This window comes from Bradyrhizobium sp. 195 (genome assembly GCF_023101665.1).
GTDB lineage: Bacteria > Pseudomonadota > Alphaproteobacteria > Rhizobiales > Xanthobacteraceae > Bradyrhizobium.
Window position 1 is genome coordinate 429,947 of sequence record NZ_CP082162.1, and the last position, 18,746, is coordinate 448,692.

The window sequence follows — 18,746 nt, forward strand, 5'->3', positions numbered from 1 at the left end:
AGGACTGATGGAGAGAGCGGACAAGGCTAATCGGCTGCCAGTCACAGTGCTCAGCGGATTCCTCGGTGCAGGGAAGACAACGATGCTCAACCACGTGCTGCGGAATCGCGAGGGTCTGCGCGTCGCGGTCATCGTCAATGACATGAGTCAGCTAAACATAGACGCGAATCTGGTCCAGAACGGCGGTGCCAACCTGTCACACACGACGGAGACGCTCGTAGAGCTCAGCAATGGTTGCATATGCTGCACGTTGCGCGACGACCTTCTGCTGGAGGTCCGGCGATTGGCACAAGAACGGCGTTTCGATTATCTGCTGATCGAAGGAACCGGGGTTTCTGAACCTCTTCCCATTGCGGCAACATTCTCCTTTCGCGACGAAGCTGGCGCCTCCCTTTCTGATTTTGCGAGACTCGACACAATGGTCACCGTCGTCGACGCCTTGAGCCTGCTCGCCAACTATAGCAGTCGTGACCTGTTACGTGATCGCGGCGAGTCGCGCGGTACGCATGACCAGCGGACGCTCGTCGATCTCCTGGTTGAGCAGATCGAGTTCGCCGACGTAGTGGTGATCAACAAGGTATCAGAAGCGACAGAGGCGACCCGTGTGGCAATTCGCAAGGTGGTTGCTGCAATCAATCCCGAAGCGCGCCAAGTCGAGACCGACTTCGGCGAAGTTCCTCTCAAGGTCATTCTCAATACCGGCCTTTTCAACGAAGCGAAGGCTGCGACACATCCCCTCTGGCACAAGGAGCTATACAGCCCCGATTCACATGTGCCGGAGACCGATGAGTACGGCATATCCAGTTTCGTCTACAAGGAAAGGCGTCCCTTCGATCCTCACAGGCTTTTGTCTTTTCTCAACAAGCCCTGGCCGGGTGTGATTCGCGCCAAGGGACATTTCTGGCTCGCCACCCGTCCGGATTGGGTCGGTCTCCTCTCCGTTGCTGGGATGCAACGTCGGTGCGAGCCGATGGGCTTTTGGTGGGCAACAATCCCAAAACCAAGCTGGCCAAGCCATCCTCAGTTTCAAGAACATCTCAACAGCCGATGGGACGGCGTTTGGGGCGACCGACGTCAGGAACTCGTGTTCATCGGTTCAGATATGGATGAAGCGTTCATCCAAGCTTCGCTGGATGCCTGCCTAACCCATTCCGAACAGGGGTTCGATCCGCAGAGCTGGCGTAGCCTTAGCGACCCGTTTCCACCTTGGCATTCTCCTGACCATGGGAACCACACCGCAGTGTCCCTTCTCTAGCAGTTCCTGAGAAAGTCCTCCGGGACTTGCGGCTGATAAGTCTGCTCGTTGATGGGCCTGAATAAGCTACTCCTAGTTTCAGTTGAGTTACCCGCCTGGTGATTGGATCGGGCCTCGGCCGCTCTGCTCAACTAGTATTAACGGAGCGATAAACCTTAGTATGTTGGTTTGTGCAATGAAAGATCATGGAATACTTTTGCAATTCTTGGAATATGGCTGAAGATGACTTCGGATTACTTTGATAGACTTGCGGGGACATTTGTCTAGATCAGCCAGCTTGCGGCGCGTCGCACACGGATTCCGCGCGCGAAAAATGCCGCTGGACGTAACCACGACGGGTTTTGCGCCTGAGCCAGGACTCAAGGGCCTCGACGGCCTGCACCTGACCATCGAACAGATCGAGCCGCCGTCGACCGCGCCCACCGAGGCGGCCCCATTCGCGCACCAAGGCCGTATCGCCAAACAGCGTCGGCTCGATCGTGAGCACATAAAACCGCGCCATGTTGCGGGCCGGATCGCGCCGCTCGAGCACGAGATATTGCACGGTGAGTTCGGACATGCGCCAGAATCGCAATTCCCGAATCGAGCGTCCAATTAAATAAATGAATCGATCTGAGCCGAAGATTCAGAAATTTTATGCAGGCAACGTGACAGTCGAGGCCGGGCTCGCTAGGCGGCTGAGCTGAGCAGGCAAGCTCCGGTCTCGCTGGGTAGCGCCGTACTCCTTGGAGCGCGTCTGAACCAAGTTGGCCCGCGCGAGTTCGACGGAGATCCCCCTCCTCCGACCTCAGGCATTGCGCAAGACTTTCTCAAGCTGCGCAACGAGCTTCGACCTCTGCTCGGCAGGGAGCTTGTCCAGATTGATCTGCTTCCAGCGCACCGCCGGCAGCTCCGCCGCGCCAGGGACGCCTAGCAGGCTCCAATCGGGCTCGCCGCGCTTGAACCCCATGAGGAAATCCCTGTGAGCTTGCGGCATTTTTCCCGCGATTTCGGCGATCAGCGTTTCCCGGGCTTCGAGTAACTCGTCCAAGCTTACGTCACTGGCGGTCATGCCCTCAAAGCCGTGCGTGAATTCGTGCTGTAGGAGGAACCACGACCTCGGAAATCGGCCTGTCATGGCTGATGAGGTAGACGATGAACGCCTTGCGGAGATCGTCCGTGATGCCTTCGTTGGCGAGCAGATCGCGGACGTCGAAGAGGTCGCGCGGATGCTGCCGGTCGAGAGCCGCGACGAGCTTGCCGGCGTATAGATCGGCGAGGGAAACAACTTTCATCTGTGCGAAGCCGAACGTTTCTTCGACGCGCGCCGACACGTCGCGCAGCTCCGGCTCAAAAAAGCAGCCTCTGATCACCGGCGTGACCTCGATCTTGATTTGCGCGTCGCCTTTCTGGACGGTCAGCTTGGTGACGATCTTTTCACGGGCGTTGACGACTTCCGTCACCCGTGCGCCCGGCAATCCCTTCCTGGTGGCCGCTACGATGCGCTTCATCGCCGCATCGATCGCGGCAAGAGATTCGGGGCGCGGAGCCACCGGCAGATAGGTGAGGTCGATATCGACCGACAGGCGCGGCATGTCGCGGTGGAAGAGATTGATCGCGGTGCCGCCCTTGAGCGCAAAATCAGGCTCCGCCGCGACGAACGGAATCGTCTCGATCAACAAGACCACTTGATGCCGATATTTTTCAGACAGGGGCGTTGAGATCGTGTGGGATAGTTATGAGGTATTTGGTGTCGAGTTTGCCGCCCTTGACGAGCATACGCTTTCCGGTACCGAGATTAACTTTCGACTTGTCGATCTGTTTGAGCCAGGCGTGCTGATGCCGCTCCGCGAACCAGAAGAACAGTCGTTTGACCTTGACGCTCTTGCAGTCGTCCAGAAGCGTTTGCAGCCGCCGGGGACTGAGGCTCCTCAAGCCTTCCGCCAGGGCATCGACCTGATGGAAGCTTTCGTGGCGGGGCAATTCGTCGAGCAGTTCGAGGAACGCACGTTCGGGCGTCGATACCGTGAGAGGCCAGTCGAATGGTCCCGGTATTTCCCGCGTCGTTCCCGACTTTGATCCGGGCAGGCTCCCGTGCGTTTTGAATAGACTTTGCGTGCGGTGAACGCGGAATTTCTGTTTGAGCGGGAGTTTGCCGAGCCAGCCGGGAGCAGGCCGCGTTCCGTATAGATGTACGGTCGAAGGACCCGTCTGGCTCAAGTAGTGGCCGAGGCCTTGCGCTTCGATCGCGATACGTCCGCCGACGACGAGATCGGAGCCGAGCAGTCGCTGGAGTGACACGACAACGCCTTGCCAGGAGAGTTCACCGAGCGGGCGCTTAAAGGCTCCCCGCGCCGGCTGAACCAGCCAGCCGGCCGATACGTATTGGCTGCGCAGGCTGGTGGAATATCCATGCTGTTCCATCCAGGCAGCATCGACCAGAAGTCCCTGCGGAACGGTCCTTTCGAGCCTGTTTAGCTTCCTGTCCTTTTGCTCAGCCATACTAAGTAAATTAGCACCTCTTTACCGCCGCTTCATCCGCTTAATGAGACCTTGGGAGAAGATATCCAGGTCGGGCATGCCGAAGCTGCCAATTGCTCCGTGCGTTCGGCCAGTCACGTCCGCCAAAAATTTTGCGGGCGCGCGGGACGCTGCGATGAGATACTTGGCCGAGGGGACCCGAGACCACAGTCCTTCAGACCTATCCGAGAAGCTGTCCGTCCACGTAAGAACGAACGAAGCCACGATCATGACGGTGTAGGCGATGTTGAAGTGGCCGCGGCAATACCGATCGGGAGAAGCAGAAAGCTCTCCTGAGTGGACAGCCTTGAGTTACTGCCGCCGGCGCCATTTGATGGTCGCGCCTGCTCATGTTCTATTCCGACCGTCGCGCCAGTGCATTCAGCCCATGTATGTTGCTGAGGCGGCGCGCGTCCGCGTTAGCCCCCGATGCGATCGAACTGGCAGGCATCCCCACCAGCTCGACCGCCACGAGCCTCACGGCAAGAACGTCATGGACGAGAGTGTGGAGCTGCCACCGACATGCTATCAAACGGCCTTCCTTCCATGAATCCCGACTCACGAACTGCCGATAGCTTGGAATTACAAGCGGAAGCTGGCAATTAGTAGTCGGTTGCGTGGAAGGTTATCTACACCTGCGACGCCGGCCTAGTTTACTGGAACCTGAACGACCCGACCTCGACCGAGAACGGCGCATCTGCGCTTGCGCTAATCGGTTTCGCAGGACGCCTAATTCAGCAATTTGACATTCGAGAAATACGATACGTTGGTGCAAAGCAACAGCGGCGTCGAAAGTTCGATTGGAAATACTCATCACGGCCTCAAACACAACAGGGCTGAAAAATATCTCAACAATCTCAGCATTACGCCAGTAGACGGGCACAATTGCAAGGCGAATTCTTGGGCAGCGCGTCCCGCCGGTTGGCTCCAGTCTTCAAAAGGAACACCTGGGCGGACTGATGCTTGAATCGTCGCCAGCTCGATCTCGAGCTGGCGGAGCAGGCCCCGGCCCCACCCTCAATAGTCCCTGAAGCCGGGCCGTATCTCCGGGGTCGGTAGTATCGAAGTAAGCGTATGCGTCAGTCGCCTTCGATTGTCCCGCTCGATCGTCTGGATCGCGACATCTATTTGGTGCTGGAGCACTTCGGCGCGCGCGCGGGCTGCGCCTGGCGAGAAACCGACGAGCAGGACAGCGATCGGGAAACGGTGCTGCACGATCTGCTCTCCGGCCAATATGCCTACCTGCTCAGGATCGTGGCATTCAACCCCATCGAAGGTTGGTCCGGCGACGCCACCGAGGACATCGCCGACCCGAAATTGCCGCACAAGAACGATTTGATCTCTCGCCGGCGCTTGAGGCATTCATCCGGGGCAACGCCAGCCCTTACAGCTCGCACTACCGCTGCGCGGAGCCGCTTGAGCCGCTGTTCGGCCGCAGCCTCCGCTCCGGTTGCAGCTCCTGCGGCCGGCGCCGGACGTTCCGCACGATCGGCGCGGCACCCTCCCCTAGCAGGCATGAACCGGCCTAGCGAGGTCCGCTTCTTCTTCACCTCACGGGTGAGAGTATCAGCCAGCACGGCTGCTAGGAAACCGGCTGTCACCAACAGGCCGGTACAAAGCGCGAGAAACGAATTTTGGATCATACGGAGGGCCCAAACCTGGCCCGGCCACCGGACGATGCACGAAACCATTTAACGCCACCGGCGAAGTCGTCCGGAAACAGGCAAGGCTGTAGATTGGCGGCATCAGACACGGGGATGCCACCATGTTAACCCTTATGAACCTGATTTGCGACGCCTGGCCTACACGATGCTGATCGGAATGAGATCCACGCTCGTACGTCAGTGAGGCTAGAGGCGGCTCTCGTCAGGAGGCCAATGCGCAAACAGATCGTATTGCTTTCTGCTCCTTGGCAGCCGCATGCGTAGTCGCTTTCATGGCGGCGTGGTTGCGTCACACTAGAAAGAGGAAGCCCGCCAGCTCCGGCAGCCAGCGGGTTTCCACAATGCCCATGCGTACCGCGGTACTCGTCACCAATCCGCGATGGCATATCCTAGGACGACTCCCGTTGACGTCAGGTTACCGACTGAGCCTACGCCTGGTGCGTCAGCCGCTGCCGATCGCGCTTTCGATGGGTTCTGCGGCGACGCTTAACAGGTCGCGCTCTACCATTATGCCGCGGAGTACGGCCTTTACCATCATCTGATCCTCGGGCGAGAGCTGAGCGCACCTCGCCGCAATGTCAGCCGTTTGCGTTGTCACCGCCTCCGGCCGCGGCGGTCCGGTTGATCAAACCCTCATCCGCTGATTTGCTTGAAAAGGCTACCCTTCGTTGGGGTGGCACGCTCCTTGCCAATTGGAGCTCCTTTAGCAAGGAGGCGTGCACCGATGGGACAGCGAGCCCGTATTCTTAGATGCCCGAGCCCCGATCTGAAGCAATCCGCCCGCGAGCTAGTGAGACTGCTCGACGCGATCGAGGAGCTCGAGGAGTTGAGAGAAAGGGTCCGGCTTGCCGAGGCGAGCAAGGCAGCCCGGGTATTGCATTAGAAGTGCGGGGGATCCCCTCCGGCACCAAGCCCTTCTTAACCTCGTGTCGAACGCGCCCTGGCTTCCGCGCCGTCTCGCCCTCCTCGTTTTGTTGAAGGATCACTTCATAATTGGGATGCCCGGTTGGCTTCCCTCAACGCGGGTCCAGTTCCGGTCTTCAGAGGCGACCGGACGCGCTAGCCGAGGATCGGCTGGACGGTTCCCGCCCCTACATAGAATTCCGCTGGGAAGAATTGGCGCGCGGCTGCGCAGGGCGCGTATGATCAGAACGTGCGCTCCGAATGAATTGAAGACGCGGATTACATGAATCGCCGGCGCAACCTCAGGAACGCATCGCGTCAATCGCGTGGGCGATTAATATCGCTATGCTGACGCCGATAATAATAGCGAGGACAAGGTTTAAAAACACGTTCGCCTCCGATCTTTGGAATTGAACGCGCGCAATGGTGCACAGTCAAAAACAACCGGCCAAAACATTAATTTCGGCTTGGGATGAGGATTCAATGTGACTCTTGCGTCCGCTGTCGGCCCTATCTATGGAATGCCATGAACAGAAGAACCCCGACAACGCACGCCGCGAGTGAGAGCAAGTAAATACCCACGGCTACCCCGACTCATCCTGAACTAGGGATTTAATGGGAACTCGCATTATGAACCGGTCAAGCCCAAGCTCTCCAGAAACAGTTGATATGCCCTGTAACCTTTCGGCTGCGGCAATCACGGCTCGAAGCCCGGAAGTAGTCTGCCGCTCGCGACCCTCCAACTTTAAACGACTGAACAAAAAGATTTTGGCACGGAATTGCAAATCCGATTTAATTCCGCTCTCACGCGACTGCGGGCTTGCAAACCACCGCATTCAAACTGAGCTTTGCAACGTCGCGATCTGCGCTCGCCGGCCGACGCCGTTTTCCACGTTTAATGACAAACGACCTCAGTTTGGGGGCCGAGGTCGCCAACCCTTGGGGAAGTTTTGCTCCCGACCGGGGCTTTTGGCTTGGGACTGGTCGGGAGCTTGGATTCGATTCGAAGTCGTTCCGTTTGCCGAGCAACAAAAGCGGCCGGGCGCCCGTTCGACTAGCTGTTGCAAGGAACGTTTAGCCTTGGCCCGCGGGGCCGCGGCGGCCAAACCAGCGCTTCGCCCATGGACAGCGGTTGGTTTGCAATTTCGCCTCTCATCGTTCTCTTCGGCGTCTGGATCATTGCTGCCGGCCTTTCTCCAGCTCACCTGTCTAAGTCATAGCCAAAACGGATTTGCCCGCGAGTCCGCCACTGCCTTTGTGAAAAGGTTGTGTCGCCTACCTCAATCGACTGGGTGCCGGGGTGTTCGATCGCCCGCCATAGCAGGCTACGCGGCTGAGGCCGGCCGGGCTTAGGGAGCTTTTTGGGCCAGAGCAAAACAGCAATCCACCCTTCAAGGTCGCGTGCACGAAGCCATTTTGGCGCGGTCAAACGGAGCGGTTCTGAAACAATGCGGTCCGATGCTGAGATCAGTGAAGGAGGTTTAAATGCGTAGTCTAATTTTCGGGGTAGTCCTCGTAGCGTTAGCAACGATCGGATTTTCCTCATTTGTTTCGGCCGCTCTTTCTGCAACGCGAGATGCGAAGTCCGCAACGTTCTCAGCGCGGTTCTTGCCAGCAGCAAACGCTCCCACCTGCACTTTGGCACCGGGCCGCTGCCCGGTTCGAGCGTGCGTTCTCGACCGGCTGCTTTCCGAACCATGAATCGCCACTCCGATGTTGGATCAGAGCTCGTTGCGACCGATACACTGCTTGCAAACATCGGGCGAAACTTAATACCAGATTACCGCGGCCGGCGCGCGAGCTTGAACGGATAACACAACTGCACCCAAGGGTACTTGTGCCTTCGCGCAGAAGCTTGGGGACATTCCGCCGTTAGGTCAACGCATCTGCATTTTCCGAATCGACGTTCCATGGTCGCTCGCCCATGCGTCGCGTTCAGGGGTGTAGATGTGAGCCAGTTTCTATCAATGCTGCTGCTAACAACAGCCGTGGTTCTGACCGTCTGCTTCGGAGTGGCGGCCTGGCGCCTCTCTGACGAAAAGGACGTCGACATTACTGGCCAGATCCCGCGCCAGTCCTATGGATGGAAGGTGCCGCCCACCCGATAGACTTGAGGAGGAGAAGAACCGGCAGGTTGCCGCTGCCCTCCTCACAGGCGTCGCCGCCGGGGCCAACGCATACAGCGCCTCTCGAGCCGGTTACGGTAGCTACACGACCGGAGCGGACGAACCGGCACGTTCTACAGCCCGACGGCCGCGGCAATTGCGCAAGGCAACGCGACCGCTCAGAACGAAGCGATGATTTCTGCCACGATCGAAACAGGCCAGCGCAACATGGCCGTGCTCGAGCAGTCCGTGATCAAGGACAATAGGCTACTCCCCGGCGAATGGTACGGCGGCCAACTGCACCTGACAACGCCAACCGACCAGGGCGGAGCTCAAAAGAGCTACACGATCGTCATCACTGTTGGGCCTGACCGCCACGTGATCGATGTGGCTCAAGGCCCGCCTGGGGTGTAGGGTCGGATCTCCGTAGCCTAACGAGCAGATGCACCAAGACGAAGACCTGCTTGAATGCGAGATTCTCAACCAAGCTCTAGCTGGGATAGAGTCGTACGCGTGAACTTCTTCCCTCTGAGGAACGACTATCGAGTAGGCGCCACCCAATCGGCCCCGGGAAGCTGTTCGCGACGCTCAAGGCGCGCTTCTCGTCGGTTTCGAGAGCTAGCTTCTGAGCAAGCATGACGTCACCCTGAGCCAGGCCGCCCAAAGGAACGAAGCACTGCCCAGTTCCGAGCCGCCCGTGTTCGTCGATCTCGTTTACGTTGGCCGACGTTCCGCGCCGGATGCGATAGCGCTTTCCGGTATCGCACCCTGTGACGTCGAAGTATCCTTTCGTGTCGAATTCGACCCTCTGCTGAGGCGAAAGCCAAGACCGCAGAAGCCGCATTGACCGTGCGTGTATGGTTTTCTCATCCTTAGCTGCTTGGTACAGCTTGGTCACCGCCAGGCCTCGAAGGCTCCAGCGGCCGAGAGGCCCATATTTGTTCTTCACTTGTCACCCACCAACAAGGCGCGGGAAGAACAATGTTTCTTCGGCGCTTGGATCGAACGTGGTGATCTTAGTCACCTCACCCGGCCCCTTCCGCACCGTTGCAGTATATCCTTTGGCGGTGAATTCCAAAAACAGCCTCTCCGCCTCTGCCAGGGCATCCGCACTGGAATTGTCAAAGAAGTGCCGGCTGTCGCCGCTGTGATCCATCACGATTTGCGTGGCCATTGCTGAGGCTCCCGATTGCACCTCAAAAGGAATGTGGAAGCCGAGACGTCGTTCCTAAATTCGCAGATCTGACGCTTCCGAGGAGCTACCTTAGGCACCGCGGAGCCGCTCAAGAGTGATCGCACGGGTGTCCATCGCAGCTCAAAGCAACGCGCATCGGCCGCTTTTTGCCGAATCTCTTCCAATTCGGAAAGCTTACCAAGGGCTCGAGACGTTGGCGCAAGTCCTCAACACGTCTCAATCAACCGCAAGGTATCGCATGGCCTTTTCCACGTCCGGAAAGCTGCCACTACGATTCTCCGCGTGCTCCTTCGGCGGAGGATCGACCTTTCACCTCCAAACAAACGGCCCCAGCTTTGGCGGCGGCTGGGGCCGTTGGGACTTACTCCGGCATCGCAGGGGGGCTTGGAGCCGGAGCAGAGCACAATCTGGTCGCTTGCTACTAGTTCCTAGACAAGCCGTGGGCCTGCCGAAGAAGGGTGCCGCTGCGATGGCCTCTGTCACTTATCGTGATTGAACTACTAGCGATTTAATTTATTTAATTCACGCCTTAATCATATGATTCAGTCGCGCGGCTCTCGGAGAGTGCAATGACAGAACGAGAAGATGACGATCGGCGGGAATTCCTGAAGACCTGCGGTAAGTTTGCCGTTGTAACTCCCCCCACCATCACGGCGTTGCTATCGACGTCCCTGACCAGTACGGCCATCGCCCAGTCCGGCGGCGGCTTGGTGCATCCTCGGGGCAACAACGGTTATGGGAACGGCGGCGGTGACGGCAGCCCCAACGGCAAACCCGATAAGGATCGGTGACCTGAGGCAAGGCCGGGAACGCTTTGCCGATTGCTAAGTTTTCCCGTTGCCCTTCCCCAAGGGTGACCCCGATGCGCCCCAGCTCTCCCCAATGCCCCCCGGGAGCTGGGGCCATTTTTTGCCGGCCGCGGGCCAAAATTCGAACTATGCCACCACTGTACTGGCGTGGCCCGTACCCGGGAAACTTGGGTGCGTTGCCATGTTTTCCCGACGTGATTCACATACGTGAATGAAGCTGTAAAGATGAATGCGCTCCCTGCTAGGTGCTGGGCAATTCGGGAGCATGCTTCATTGACTGACGAAGTTCCATCGCCGCGCCGATTTTTCATTCGAATCGGAGGCAAGGGTTGGATGGTCTACGATCGAGAACGCAAAGGCCCAGCATTGATCGGGACCGCCTGGGCGGCCAGCCTGACCAAGGAGCAAGCTGACCAAGTGTTACGGTCGCTTACTTCTTCGCCTGCGGAGAAGCCGTCCTCTGAATCCGACAGAGGCCCGCCAGCGTGAACCGACGGACCGATTGTCACTACCTCAGCCGTTTCGGGGCAGTATCAGCTGCTTCAGTCCATCCTCCATCACTCGGGGATTCTTAAGTAGAACATCCCGAGAGTGGGTGGTTCACGCCTGATGTGGACTGTGGCTGTTCGAGCAAGTGGCGCCGAAGGTCCCTCATATTCTCCAAGGCTGCCGGTTGACGCATAAGCCGAAACGATCGATCCAATGCTTGAAGCCAAACGGGCAGATCCAAATGCAAGATTCTAAAATAGGTTGTATAGCAACCATTTCGAGCTAACCCGCAAGCGCCATCATATAGCATTTTGGTAACCAATCAGCCCAGGGTGCTCTGGGACGGGGTCGTGGGGACATACGCGGCTTGTGCTTGTGGGTTGAGGGCCCGCCAATTCAGCCAGCCCCGGCGGGTCCTCCCTCATCCCGATGCACGTTAAGCCTGCTGCCGATTGTGAAATAGATCATATTGCGAGCCAAAAATGCCGCGATAGGATCATGCCACCGGGGCTGGCTGCATATTTCACTTAAATCTTTTCACCGGTTTCATCTTGACCCGCGGGCCGCGGCGATGTTCTCGCTGCGGCCTTCCTGCAGAAGGGCTGCGTTTCGATCACCAGCAAGCTTTGTGGGCACCAGCAATTTTGCGGGTCCAAATTGCCAATGGGAGGACGTTTTATGCCTAAGGAGAATTGCCTGATTGTCCGTGCTGCCGGGAAACGACTGGACCTTTTACGAGGCGAAGCTGCCCGCATCGCGCAAGGAGCTAACGTTCGCTGGTGGACCGACCGCGCGGAGATCGGCACCAAGTTCTGCTTTGAAGATTCCAAATCAAAGGAGTTGTTCGCAATTACCTGCGACAGCCTCGGCATTACCTCACAGGACGGCTAGTCCATTGAAAAACCCGCCGAGCTGGGAGCCGACGAGTTCTCAATGCCAATACGTATCACGGTGCTCGTCACAAAACCGAGATCGTCAATCGTAGCGCGGGACCCGTTGACGGCTGGTCACGCCTAAGTCTTCGGCGGTGCGTCATCAGCCGCTGCCGGTCGCGCGATCACCAAGTGCAGCTCTATGCCTTCGACGTCCTCGCCATGGGCGGCGGCGACTTGCGCGATCTGCTGCTGCATCTGCGAAAGATGAACCTCGAGCGGTTGTTCGCGCGCAGGCCGGAGGGCATAACCGTTGCGCCCTTTGAGCGCGGCGAGATTGGACCCGATCTATTCCGCGCGGCCTACCGCATGGACCTTTGAGGGGCTGGTCTCAAAGCATCGCGATCGACCGCATCGTGCGGGCGGCAGAAGCACTGGATCAAGGTGAAGAACCGCGGCCATCGGGCGATGGATCGCGAGTTGTAGATGCTCGTGGAACCGACCAAAGCAGTGCCAAGTTGATCGTCATGGCCCTGAAGGAAGTTCGAGGCTGGTTGACCAACATCGGCGTGCTTGCCTCCCGGCCAGCCGCGTTCGTCGTCTTTCTCATTTATGCCGCGCTTTGGATCGTCTTCGGCAATGACCTAGAGTGGCATTCGCTTGCCAGTCTCGCAACATGAGAATGACCCTCGTGATCCAGCGCGCCGAGCACCGCGACACGCAGGCCATTCATGCGAAGCTCGACTAACTCCTGAAGGTTCACGGCGATGCCAAGAACTCGTTTATGACCATCGACGACAAGGACGCTGAGGACGTCGAGCGGGAGCGAGCACGGGTCCGTAGGTCGTGAGAGTTACCCAACGGATCACCTTGATCGCTCTTCCCCTCGGGTTCCAGAATTAACCCGCAACCGCGACATCAAGCTTAATTCCAGACATTGATTGCAGCAAAGCTGCGGGGCGCTAGCTTCACACGGCCACATTGCCCTTGGTCCGGGTCCCCAATGGGAAGCCGTCGCGCCAATATACTCGACGCGGCGGCTTCGCTTGATTGCAGGCCCGTTCTATTTGAAACAGCAGTCAGACAGCGGAAAACTTGACCTTATCGAGATGCGTCGGCAACTCACGACCGTGCGCTCGCAGCATTCGGACAACCTTGCGATAGCATCACTACTGAACCGCTTCCTCGTGAAGGTCGCATTCCTCTCGGAGCCTATCGACCCGAAGCACGAACAGCATCTCCGATCTGAGTTTGCACAGACGCTGAAGAAGGTGGAGGCGATCACCTCGCGCAAGCCATCAGCGAAGCGACCAGTAACCACTAAGCCATCCAAGTAACACTTACGATCGTATCTCATTGCGCTTGTTGCCGGGGCCGCCGATCCTGGATGCAGTCGCGAAGTCGCCTTTGTTTCGCGTACTGGAGCCTTCGCGGCGAGGGGTCGCCGGCCCTTCGGCCGGCGGCCCCGCCCAGTGCTAGGATTGATGGCGGCCGTGCGACGAAGCGCGATCCGCAGCGTAGTTTGGGCGGAAGGGCCTCATAGGCCGGTCCTCCGCTTCGCGATCAACTTGGCGCGTTGAGCCGACGGCTCGTAGGCATCAACCGAGCCGGGCAATCACCGATAGCGAGCAACCCAGAAGCGCGTCTTGGGCCCTCGCGGTCCTTCCGTTCGTTCACAGACGGTCAACGCTCTGGCCTTACTCTAAGCGGCTGCGCGAAGGCCACGCGGGGCGATTCATGAGTGAGGCGGAACAACGATCCGATAGGCGCGTCGTTTTCGAACGTCCAATCGAAGCACGGTTGATGGCGATCGACGGCACATGGCAGCGCGCCTGCAAAATTCACGATGTTTCCGAATTGGGGGCCAAGCTGGTGATTGATGGTGCTATCGGCCAGAAGGAGTTTTTCCTCGTACTGTCGCCAATCGGATTAGCCTACCGACACTGCGAGCTCTCCTGGGTCAACGGAGAGTTCGTTGGCGTTCAATTCATCAATCGCGGCAAAGCTTCGAAGAGAGCCCAACGCGGCGAAACGCTGGTGAAGTGATTAGATCCAGAAGGGTGACGAGCGGCTAGAGCACTCCGAAACACGGCGCGCTCCGGGCCGCTAGGATACGATACCTGCGGGTCAGCCAATCCGGAGGTTTTCCGCGGACATCTTACCGGAGCTCCCGGCCCTCACCTCATAGCTAACATGCGCACCCTCGGCCAAGCCCGTGTAGCCGGCTTTCTCGACCGCCCTGATGTGCACGAACACGTCTGGGCCACCATCATCAGGAGCAATAAAGCCGTAGCCTTTGGTAGCGTTAAACCACTTCACTTTACCTATCGCCAAGTTGATATCTCCCAATCAAAGACCGTATCCCAAGTATAGAATAGCCTAAGCGCAGCCCTCCTGACTGTTCGATTCACGACGCAGACTCGCCTCAAGGCGTCGCCAGAGCCGGGTTCCAAATTCGTAAAAATCCTCGGCAAGCGCCTATCTCCCACCATGCGAATGGCGTACGAGCTCTGCCTGGCCACCCCCGGCAAGCAGGTCTCGGACGGGCCGGGCTGGATTCATGAAGTGAAGCACGACGACTATCGAATGCTAGCCATTCGGTGAATGACTGCCTGCGCCTGCTGTCTCGCAACGGCACTGATTGGACAATGCGTTATCCCTGGATCGCCGAGGCCGGGCTGAAGAATCGCCAGAAGCACTTCGTTATCGATGGCGAAGCCGTGAACTTGGGCGTCGACGGCATCTCTAATTTCAATGCCCTGCACTCTCGCAAGCACGACCACGAAGTTCAGCTCTACGCCTTCGATATTCTCGCTGTGGGCGACGACGACCTGCGGCCTTCGCCAGAACATCGACCGCAAGTCGGGTATCGTGACTAGCGCGCCGCTCAAAGAGCACCGCCCGATTTCGAACTGGCCACTGGAGTCGGAACAGGCCCTGTCCAACTTAGGCCATTAGAACGTGAACACGGGGCAGCACTAGAATTGAACCTTGAGCGGGAACAACCCTGTAGTCGCGAAATTGACCCGCCATGGGAGCTGTGAAGGACATTCGCGAGCAGGCAGCGGCGGCCGAAAAGGTGGCCGCCCGCACGGCTGACGTCTTTGTCGCGGATCAGATGAAAACATTGGCTGAGGCATTCCGGGCCCAGGCCGCCACCTTGAAGAAAGAGAAGAAGAAGAAAAAGAAGAGAAAATGAGCTTCATCGTCAAAGGGATATGCAGACACGGAGAGCTTGCACACCGCAGGAAGACCGCCGAAGCGGCCCTCGAGAAGGCACGTGAACTTGCGCGGACGGGCTGCTACGAGGTCCACATTGTCACCCCGGAAGGCAGAGACTACGCCGCATCCGAGTTCGGCGATCTTCCGCGATCGCCCGTGGCACCCCGCTCTATTCCGGTCTGACGGTCGAGTAAGTACAAGCCGTCACGACCAGCAGAGTTCGGCTGCATTGCCAATCGGGTCCTAACATTGGTTCAAAGACTCCGCGAGGAGTACCGATTGCCATAGTGGTACCGGCCGCCACCAGAAGAACTGCCGTCAGAGCGAGCATTCGAGAGGGTTTCCAATTGAACTTCATGGCGCGTCCTCAGTTGAAGCGAGGACGCTACGCTTGGTGATACCTGCCGCTTGTGAACTACTTCACACGGCTTCCTCAATGTTCATCACAACGCGTGGAGCAGGTCTAACAGCGCGCTCCGGCGGCAAAAGTACTCGTTCCAAAAGGCTACGCTCCGGAACGTTCCCTGGCGCCGGTGCTTGGGAAGCCATGACCAGCTCCATCGTTCTCATTCCGGCATGCTCAAGCCGCTACGGCTGGCCCGCATCTACGGCTTTTTGGTCGAGCGCGGAGGCCGCGTCTATCACCCGGGCGGCTGCCAGCCGATATGCTGGACAACATCAGCGCGGAAGATGGTTGAAGGTGGCTGGCTGGTGAAGCACGGGGAGCGCTATGAGCCGACAGAGCGGGGTCTGCGAGCGGCAGAATGATCGGGCGATGCTGGAAGCGCCGCCCCACCCCAGAGCGTCTGCGCGGAGGAAACCTCCCGAAATAAGCCTCTTCGTTCGGGCCGCCGCTATCGGCGCGAGGACCTTGGTAGCCCTGGCCCGTCGCCCCCCGCGCTTCGATCGAACATTCCTGGCGCTCCAGCGTCTTATAGCCAGTTGGAGCGACGTTATGGATTACCGCGCTGAACTTCTAAGGCTGCAACATCAGGTCGACCTGGCTAGTCGCGCAATCGCCCGAATCGGCGATAGGACCACGGTGAAGAATTTGGAAAGTTTCGCAAAGAAGATTAAGGGCAAGCTCGATGAACTACAGGCCGTCGCTCTGCACGAGGAGATCAGGACGCGGGCTTTTGGGCTTTGGCAGGAAGCCGGTCGGCCCGAAGGACGCGACCTGGAATTCTGGCTGCGAGCCGAACAGGAGCATTACCGTCGAATAGAGCGACCGCCGTGCACGCTGGACCAACGGTGATGCCGATGGTCTGGTAGCTGTCACCGCCGGAGTTGGCGCCAAGGCGGCGCCGTTCGAGATTCATCGCCCGCGGTGTGCAGACGCCCGCTACATTCGATTGCTGGATTTCAATCCGTCGACGCGGATTGCGTGAACTCGGGACTGTCGGATCGGGATGAAGAGGCGTTTAGTCATCGCTCCAATCTGAGGCGGCGATGTCGATGTTGTTCGTATGCACCGTGTACCCCCAGGCGCTCACGTTCACATCCGCAAGAGCTCCCTGGCCGTTCGACCAGCACGCGGGAGCGCCACTCAGGCAAGCAGCACTGCCGACACTCGTAGGTGTGCCCGAAAAGACGACTCACTTTAGGTCGCGCGTACCGTGTTTGATGCTGATGCTTTACCAGGCGACCCCGGAAGGTGCCTGAACATCACGCCTCTTCTACGCTCCTCCTCGAGCAGCTTAAGTGCGTGCCACATTTCGGGGGTGAAGCATCCAGGAAGGCCAAGACGCTGTCGCTGATCTCGTCCTGCGTTCGCCAGCGGAGCGCTTTAAGGAAGCATTTCATCTAGCACGTGGCGGTCGACACGCTCAACCATATGCAACTCGCACTCAGGCTGAGCCGGTCTTCGGCATTGGCGCGCGTCGCGAGCTCGTGAAGCTGTCGAATTTGCTGGCCAGCAATACATCATCTGTCGTCAGCGGATATTCGAAGTCAGGCCATCGGGGTAAGCCGCGGGCCCAACTTCGTAGCTACTCACCGTAGCAATTTGCGCGACGTCCCTATTTATCTAAAGAAGTCGCTGTCTTTTCAGCATCCTGTCCTTGTTCGTGTGGAGGAGCGGATGTCCGCTACGTCAATGTGAGTCGACAATGCCCGCTCAGCGCACACGCGGAGCTGCTCTGACCTATCTCGAGCCTCGTACAATTCGCCACGAATTCGGCACTTGCGCGGAAGCGGAACATGACTTTCAGCTCTACCGCGTGCAATTCGAATCCCAGCTAAGCGAAAGACTGGTAGTCAGACGTGTGGGGACTACCGGCTGCGGAGTTTCCTGTCAGCGTTCCATTGTGCCCGTCGATCGCCCAATGGACTTGCCATTGATCGCCCGACAGCCATGTAGGGGTCGCCCGTCTATCGCTTTCGCGACGCCATTTAATCTCAGCAAATCGTCTATTGCTGAGAGAGATACCCCGTGCCGTCGCCGTCTGCGTCTTCCATGCTGCAGTCAGACTCCACGTAGGTGATGATACAGCCGAAAGCCACGCCTTAGAGCGCGCCAAGAGGATCGTTAGGAGCGATGGCATGAATTGTAAGGCGCAAGACCTCAGGCAAACAATCGGATGGCAGCTCAACGTAGCAGCGGACGGGGAGTGTCCACGCTGCGCTTCACATCGACCCAGCGTCAATGGCGCGGGGCGCCCGGGGTGGGGACGAAAGAGTTCAATAGCTTTCTTGTGGCTTGCTGGGAGCGTGCTGATTACCGCTGATTACGGCACATGGAATGGGAATGTCGGCTCCGGCTGTTCTCCCAACCTGCGGCTGGGGCCGTTTTGAACTTTTAGCTGTATCGTTCAACCCGGTCCACGACCATGCTTAGAGGCATTGCTATCGCGCTATTTGGAATGGGTACCTTTTCGCAGCTTGATCGAGCGTTCTACTATGGCCGCAATACCGACGCGGCGCTTAGGTTTGCGCGGGAGATTGGCCGCGGGTTTGGGCTGTAGGACGGTGCCCTTCGTTCATCGGGCCAGCGCCCACGCCGCAGCAGAGACGGCTACTTCTTCAACAGTATCCCTAGTGTTCGCGCCATTCGCCTCACTGATCCTGCGTGACGGCCCAGCTCGGCTGCTATCTTCGATACGCCAGCCCGGGCCCGGGCGAGCCTGACCAATCGTCGGACTTCCTGCTCGTCCCATTGTTTTGGCTTCGGCGTTTTCATGGTGCGGCGCTCAACCCGCCCTAGTTAACCAGCGAGCCTACTAGCCGACACTTGGGAAATTTACGAGTGGTGCCTGCCGTCACGAGGCTCGGCGGTGCGGCGGCTTTGGACGCGCAAGATGGGGGGTGCGCGGCGCCCCGATTATCGCGCGAGCTCTTGGGGATCAGACCGGTGTCGCTGGCGCAGGAGGTCTGGTATTAAGGGAAGATCGGCCCTGCCGTATGCGAGCGCCGGACCGCCGCTTGTGACCCGTAAGCGCATGTCAGCACCTGCGCAACGACCCGCCTGGTGGGCCCAATTCGACTGTCCACTGCTGCCGGGGGCTATTTGCCGGATAAGATACCTCTCGGGTCGCCGCCTCGGTGCGTGGCGACGTAATCGATTTCGCCGCGCGTGATACCGACATCCATCAGCTCCCTGTCACTTAGGTCGTACAAGCTGGCCAATAACTTCTGGCGTTTGCGCCACTGCTGGAAGGTGTGGAAGAACGCGGGCTCTTACCGCCACAAGTGGCGTTCCAGTATGGTTCGAGAGGACTGTAGCGTGCCCCCCATC

The 18,746-nt window shown here is 58.5% G+C and carries 18 protein-coding genes and 1 pseudogene; 12 read left to right on the forward strand and 7 right to left on the reverse strand.

What is annotated here, in order from left to right; translation table 11 throughout:
- The first annotated feature begins 7 nt into the window (after positions 1 to 7).
- The gene (locus tag IVB26_RS40905; RefSeq protein WP_247973531.1) at positions 8 to 1,255 is read left to right on the forward strand and encodes a GTP-binding protein; all 1,248 of its coding nucleotides are present in this window, start codon (positions 8 to 10) and stop codon (positions 1,253 to 1,255) included.
- A 268-nt stretch (positions 1,256 to 1,523) separates the two neighbouring features.
- Here the strand turns inward: IVB26_RS40905 and IVB26_RS40910 are convergent, their stop codons facing one another.
- The 3 genes and pseudogenes from IVB26_RS40910 to IVB26_RS40920 all read right to left on the reverse strand — a co-directional run bounded on the left by IVB26_RS40910 (position 1,524) and on the right by IVB26_RS40920 (position 3,736).
- Positions 1,524 to 1,814, reverse strand: a complete 291-nt coding sequence (locus IVB26_RS40910; protein WP_247973532.1) for a WGR domain-containing protein — start codon at positions 1,812 to 1,814, stop codon at positions 1,524 to 1,526.
- A 228-nt stretch (positions 1,815 to 2,042) separates the two neighbouring features.
- Positions 2,043 to 2,958, reverse strand: a pseudogene (locus tag IVB26_RS40915) (nucleotidyl transferase AbiEii/AbiGii toxin family protein).
- Positions 2,939 to 3,736 carry a type IV toxin-antitoxin system AbiEi family antitoxin gene (locus IVB26_RS40920; RefSeq protein ID WP_247973533.1) on the reverse strand — a complete coding sequence of 266 codons (798 nt, stop codon included), beginning with the start codon at positions 3,734 to 3,736 and terminating at the stop codon, positions 2,939 to 2,941. Before IVB26_RS40920 ends, IVB26_RS40915 begins: the two are co-directional and overlap by 20 nt.
- 1,092 nt (positions 3,737 to 4,828) lie before the next feature.
- Here IVB26_RS40920 and IVB26_RS43640 point away from each other — a divergent pair.
- Positions 4,829 to 5,449 carry a hypothetical protein gene (locus IVB26_RS43640; protein WP_458309390.1) on the forward strand — a complete coding sequence of 207 codons (621 nt, stop codon included), beginning with the start codon at positions 4,829 to 4,831 and terminating at the stop codon, positions 5,447 to 5,449.
- Between the two features lie 3,169 nt (positions 5,450 to 8,618).
- The gene (locus IVB26_RS40930; protein ID WP_247973534.1) at positions 8,619 to 8,840 is read left to right on the forward strand and encodes a hypothetical protein; all 222 of its coding nucleotides are present in this window, start codon (positions 8,619 to 8,621) and stop codon (positions 8,838 to 8,840) included.
- Between the two features lie 76 nt (positions 8,841 to 8,916).
- Here IVB26_RS40930 and IVB26_RS40935 read toward each other — a convergent pair whose 3' ends face one another.
- Both IVB26_RS40935 and IVB26_RS40940 read right to left on the reverse strand, forming a co-directional pair.
- Complete coding sequence (locus IVB26_RS40935) at positions 8,917 to 9,375, reverse strand: hypothetical protein (RefSeq protein ID WP_458309391.1); 459 nt, start codon at positions 9,373 to 9,375, stop codon at positions 8,917 to 8,919.
- Between the two features lie 3 nt (positions 9,376 to 9,378).
- Positions 9,379 to 9,600, reverse strand: a complete 222-nt coding sequence (locus IVB26_RS40940) for a hypothetical protein (protein WP_247973535.1) — start codon at positions 9,598 to 9,600, stop codon at positions 9,379 to 9,381.
- A 590-nt stretch (positions 9,601 to 10,190) separates the two neighbouring features.
- Here IVB26_RS40940 and IVB26_RS40945 point away from each other — a divergent pair.
- From IVB26_RS40945 to IVB26_RS40970, 6 genes are all read left to right on the forward strand, one after another.
- A complete protein-coding gene (locus tag IVB26_RS40945; RefSeq protein WP_247973536.1) occupies positions 10,191 to 10,412 on the forward strand; it encodes a hypothetical protein in 222 nt (73 codons plus the stop codon).
- Positions 10,413 to 11,597: 1,185 nt separating this feature from the next.
- Positions 11,598 to 11,810 carry a hypothetical protein gene (locus IVB26_RS40950; RefSeq protein WP_247973537.1) on the forward strand — a complete coding sequence of 71 codons (213 nt, stop codon included), beginning with the start codon at positions 11,598 to 11,600 and terminating at the stop codon, positions 11,808 to 11,810.
- A gap of 173 nt (positions 11,811 to 11,983) precedes the next feature.
- The gene (locus IVB26_RS40955; RefSeq protein ID WP_247973538.1) at positions 11,984 to 12,172 is read left to right on the forward strand and encodes a hypothetical protein; all 189 of its coding nucleotides are present in this window, start codon (positions 11,984 to 11,986) and stop codon (positions 12,170 to 12,172) included.
- A 137-nt stretch (positions 12,173 to 12,309) separates the two neighbouring features.
- Positions 12,310 to 12,471 carry a hypothetical protein gene (locus tag IVB26_RS40960; RefSeq protein WP_247973539.1) on the forward strand — a complete coding sequence of 54 codons (162 nt, stop codon included), beginning with the start codon at positions 12,310 to 12,312 and terminating at the stop codon, positions 12,469 to 12,471.
- A gap of 366 nt (positions 12,472 to 12,837) precedes the next feature.
- Entirely contained in the window at positions 12,838 to 13,128 is a 291-nt protein-coding gene (locus IVB26_RS40965) for a hypothetical protein (RefSeq protein WP_247973540.1), read from the forward strand.
- Between the two features lie 400 nt (positions 13,129 to 13,528).
- Positions 13,529 to 13,837, forward strand: coding sequence for a PilZ domain-containing protein (locus IVB26_RS40970; RefSeq protein ID WP_247973541.1), 309 nt, complete (start codon positions 13,529 to 13,531; stop codon positions 13,835 to 13,837).
- Between the two features lie 81 nt (positions 13,838 to 13,918).
- Here IVB26_RS40970 and IVB26_RS40975 read toward each other — a convergent pair whose 3' ends face one another.
- Positions 13,919 to 14,125 carry a cold-shock protein gene (locus IVB26_RS40975; protein WP_247321172.1) on the reverse strand — a complete coding sequence of 69 codons (207 nt, stop codon included), beginning with the start codon at positions 14,123 to 14,125 and terminating at the stop codon, positions 13,919 to 13,921.
- Positions 14,126 to 14,439: 314 nt separating this feature from the next.
- On the opposite strand from IVB26_RS40975, the gene IVB26_RS43260 reads away from it, so the two are divergent.
- The 3 genes from IVB26_RS43260 (at position 14,440) to IVB26_RS40990 (ending at position 16,268) form a co-directional block, all read left to right on the forward strand.
- On the forward strand, positions 14,440 to 14,670 hold the full coding sequence (locus IVB26_RS43260) for a DNA ligase-like domain-containing protein (RefSeq protein WP_346732900.1): 231 nt from the start codon (positions 14,440 to 14,442) through the stop codon (positions 14,668 to 14,670).
- A gap of 152 nt (positions 14,671 to 14,822) precedes the next feature.
- Entirely contained in the window at positions 14,823 to 14,990 is a 168-nt protein-coding gene (locus tag IVB26_RS40985) for a hypothetical protein (RefSeq protein WP_247321137.1), read from the forward strand.
- 978 nt (positions 14,991 to 15,968) lie between these two features.
- Positions 15,969 to 16,268, forward strand: coding sequence for a DUF2934 domain-containing protein (locus IVB26_RS40990; RefSeq protein ID WP_247973542.1), 300 nt, complete (start codon positions 15,969 to 15,971; stop codon positions 16,266 to 16,268).
- A 2,246-nt stretch (positions 16,269 to 18,514) separates the two neighbouring features.
- Here IVB26_RS40990 and IVB26_RS40995 read toward each other — a convergent pair.
- Positions 18,515 to 18,637 (reverse strand): DUF1127 domain-containing protein, encoded by a 123-nt coding sequence (locus tag IVB26_RS40995; protein ID WP_346732901.1) that lies wholly within the window; start codon positions 18,635 to 18,637, stop codon positions 18,515 to 18,517.
- Positions 18,638 to 18,746: the final 109 nt, after the last annotated feature.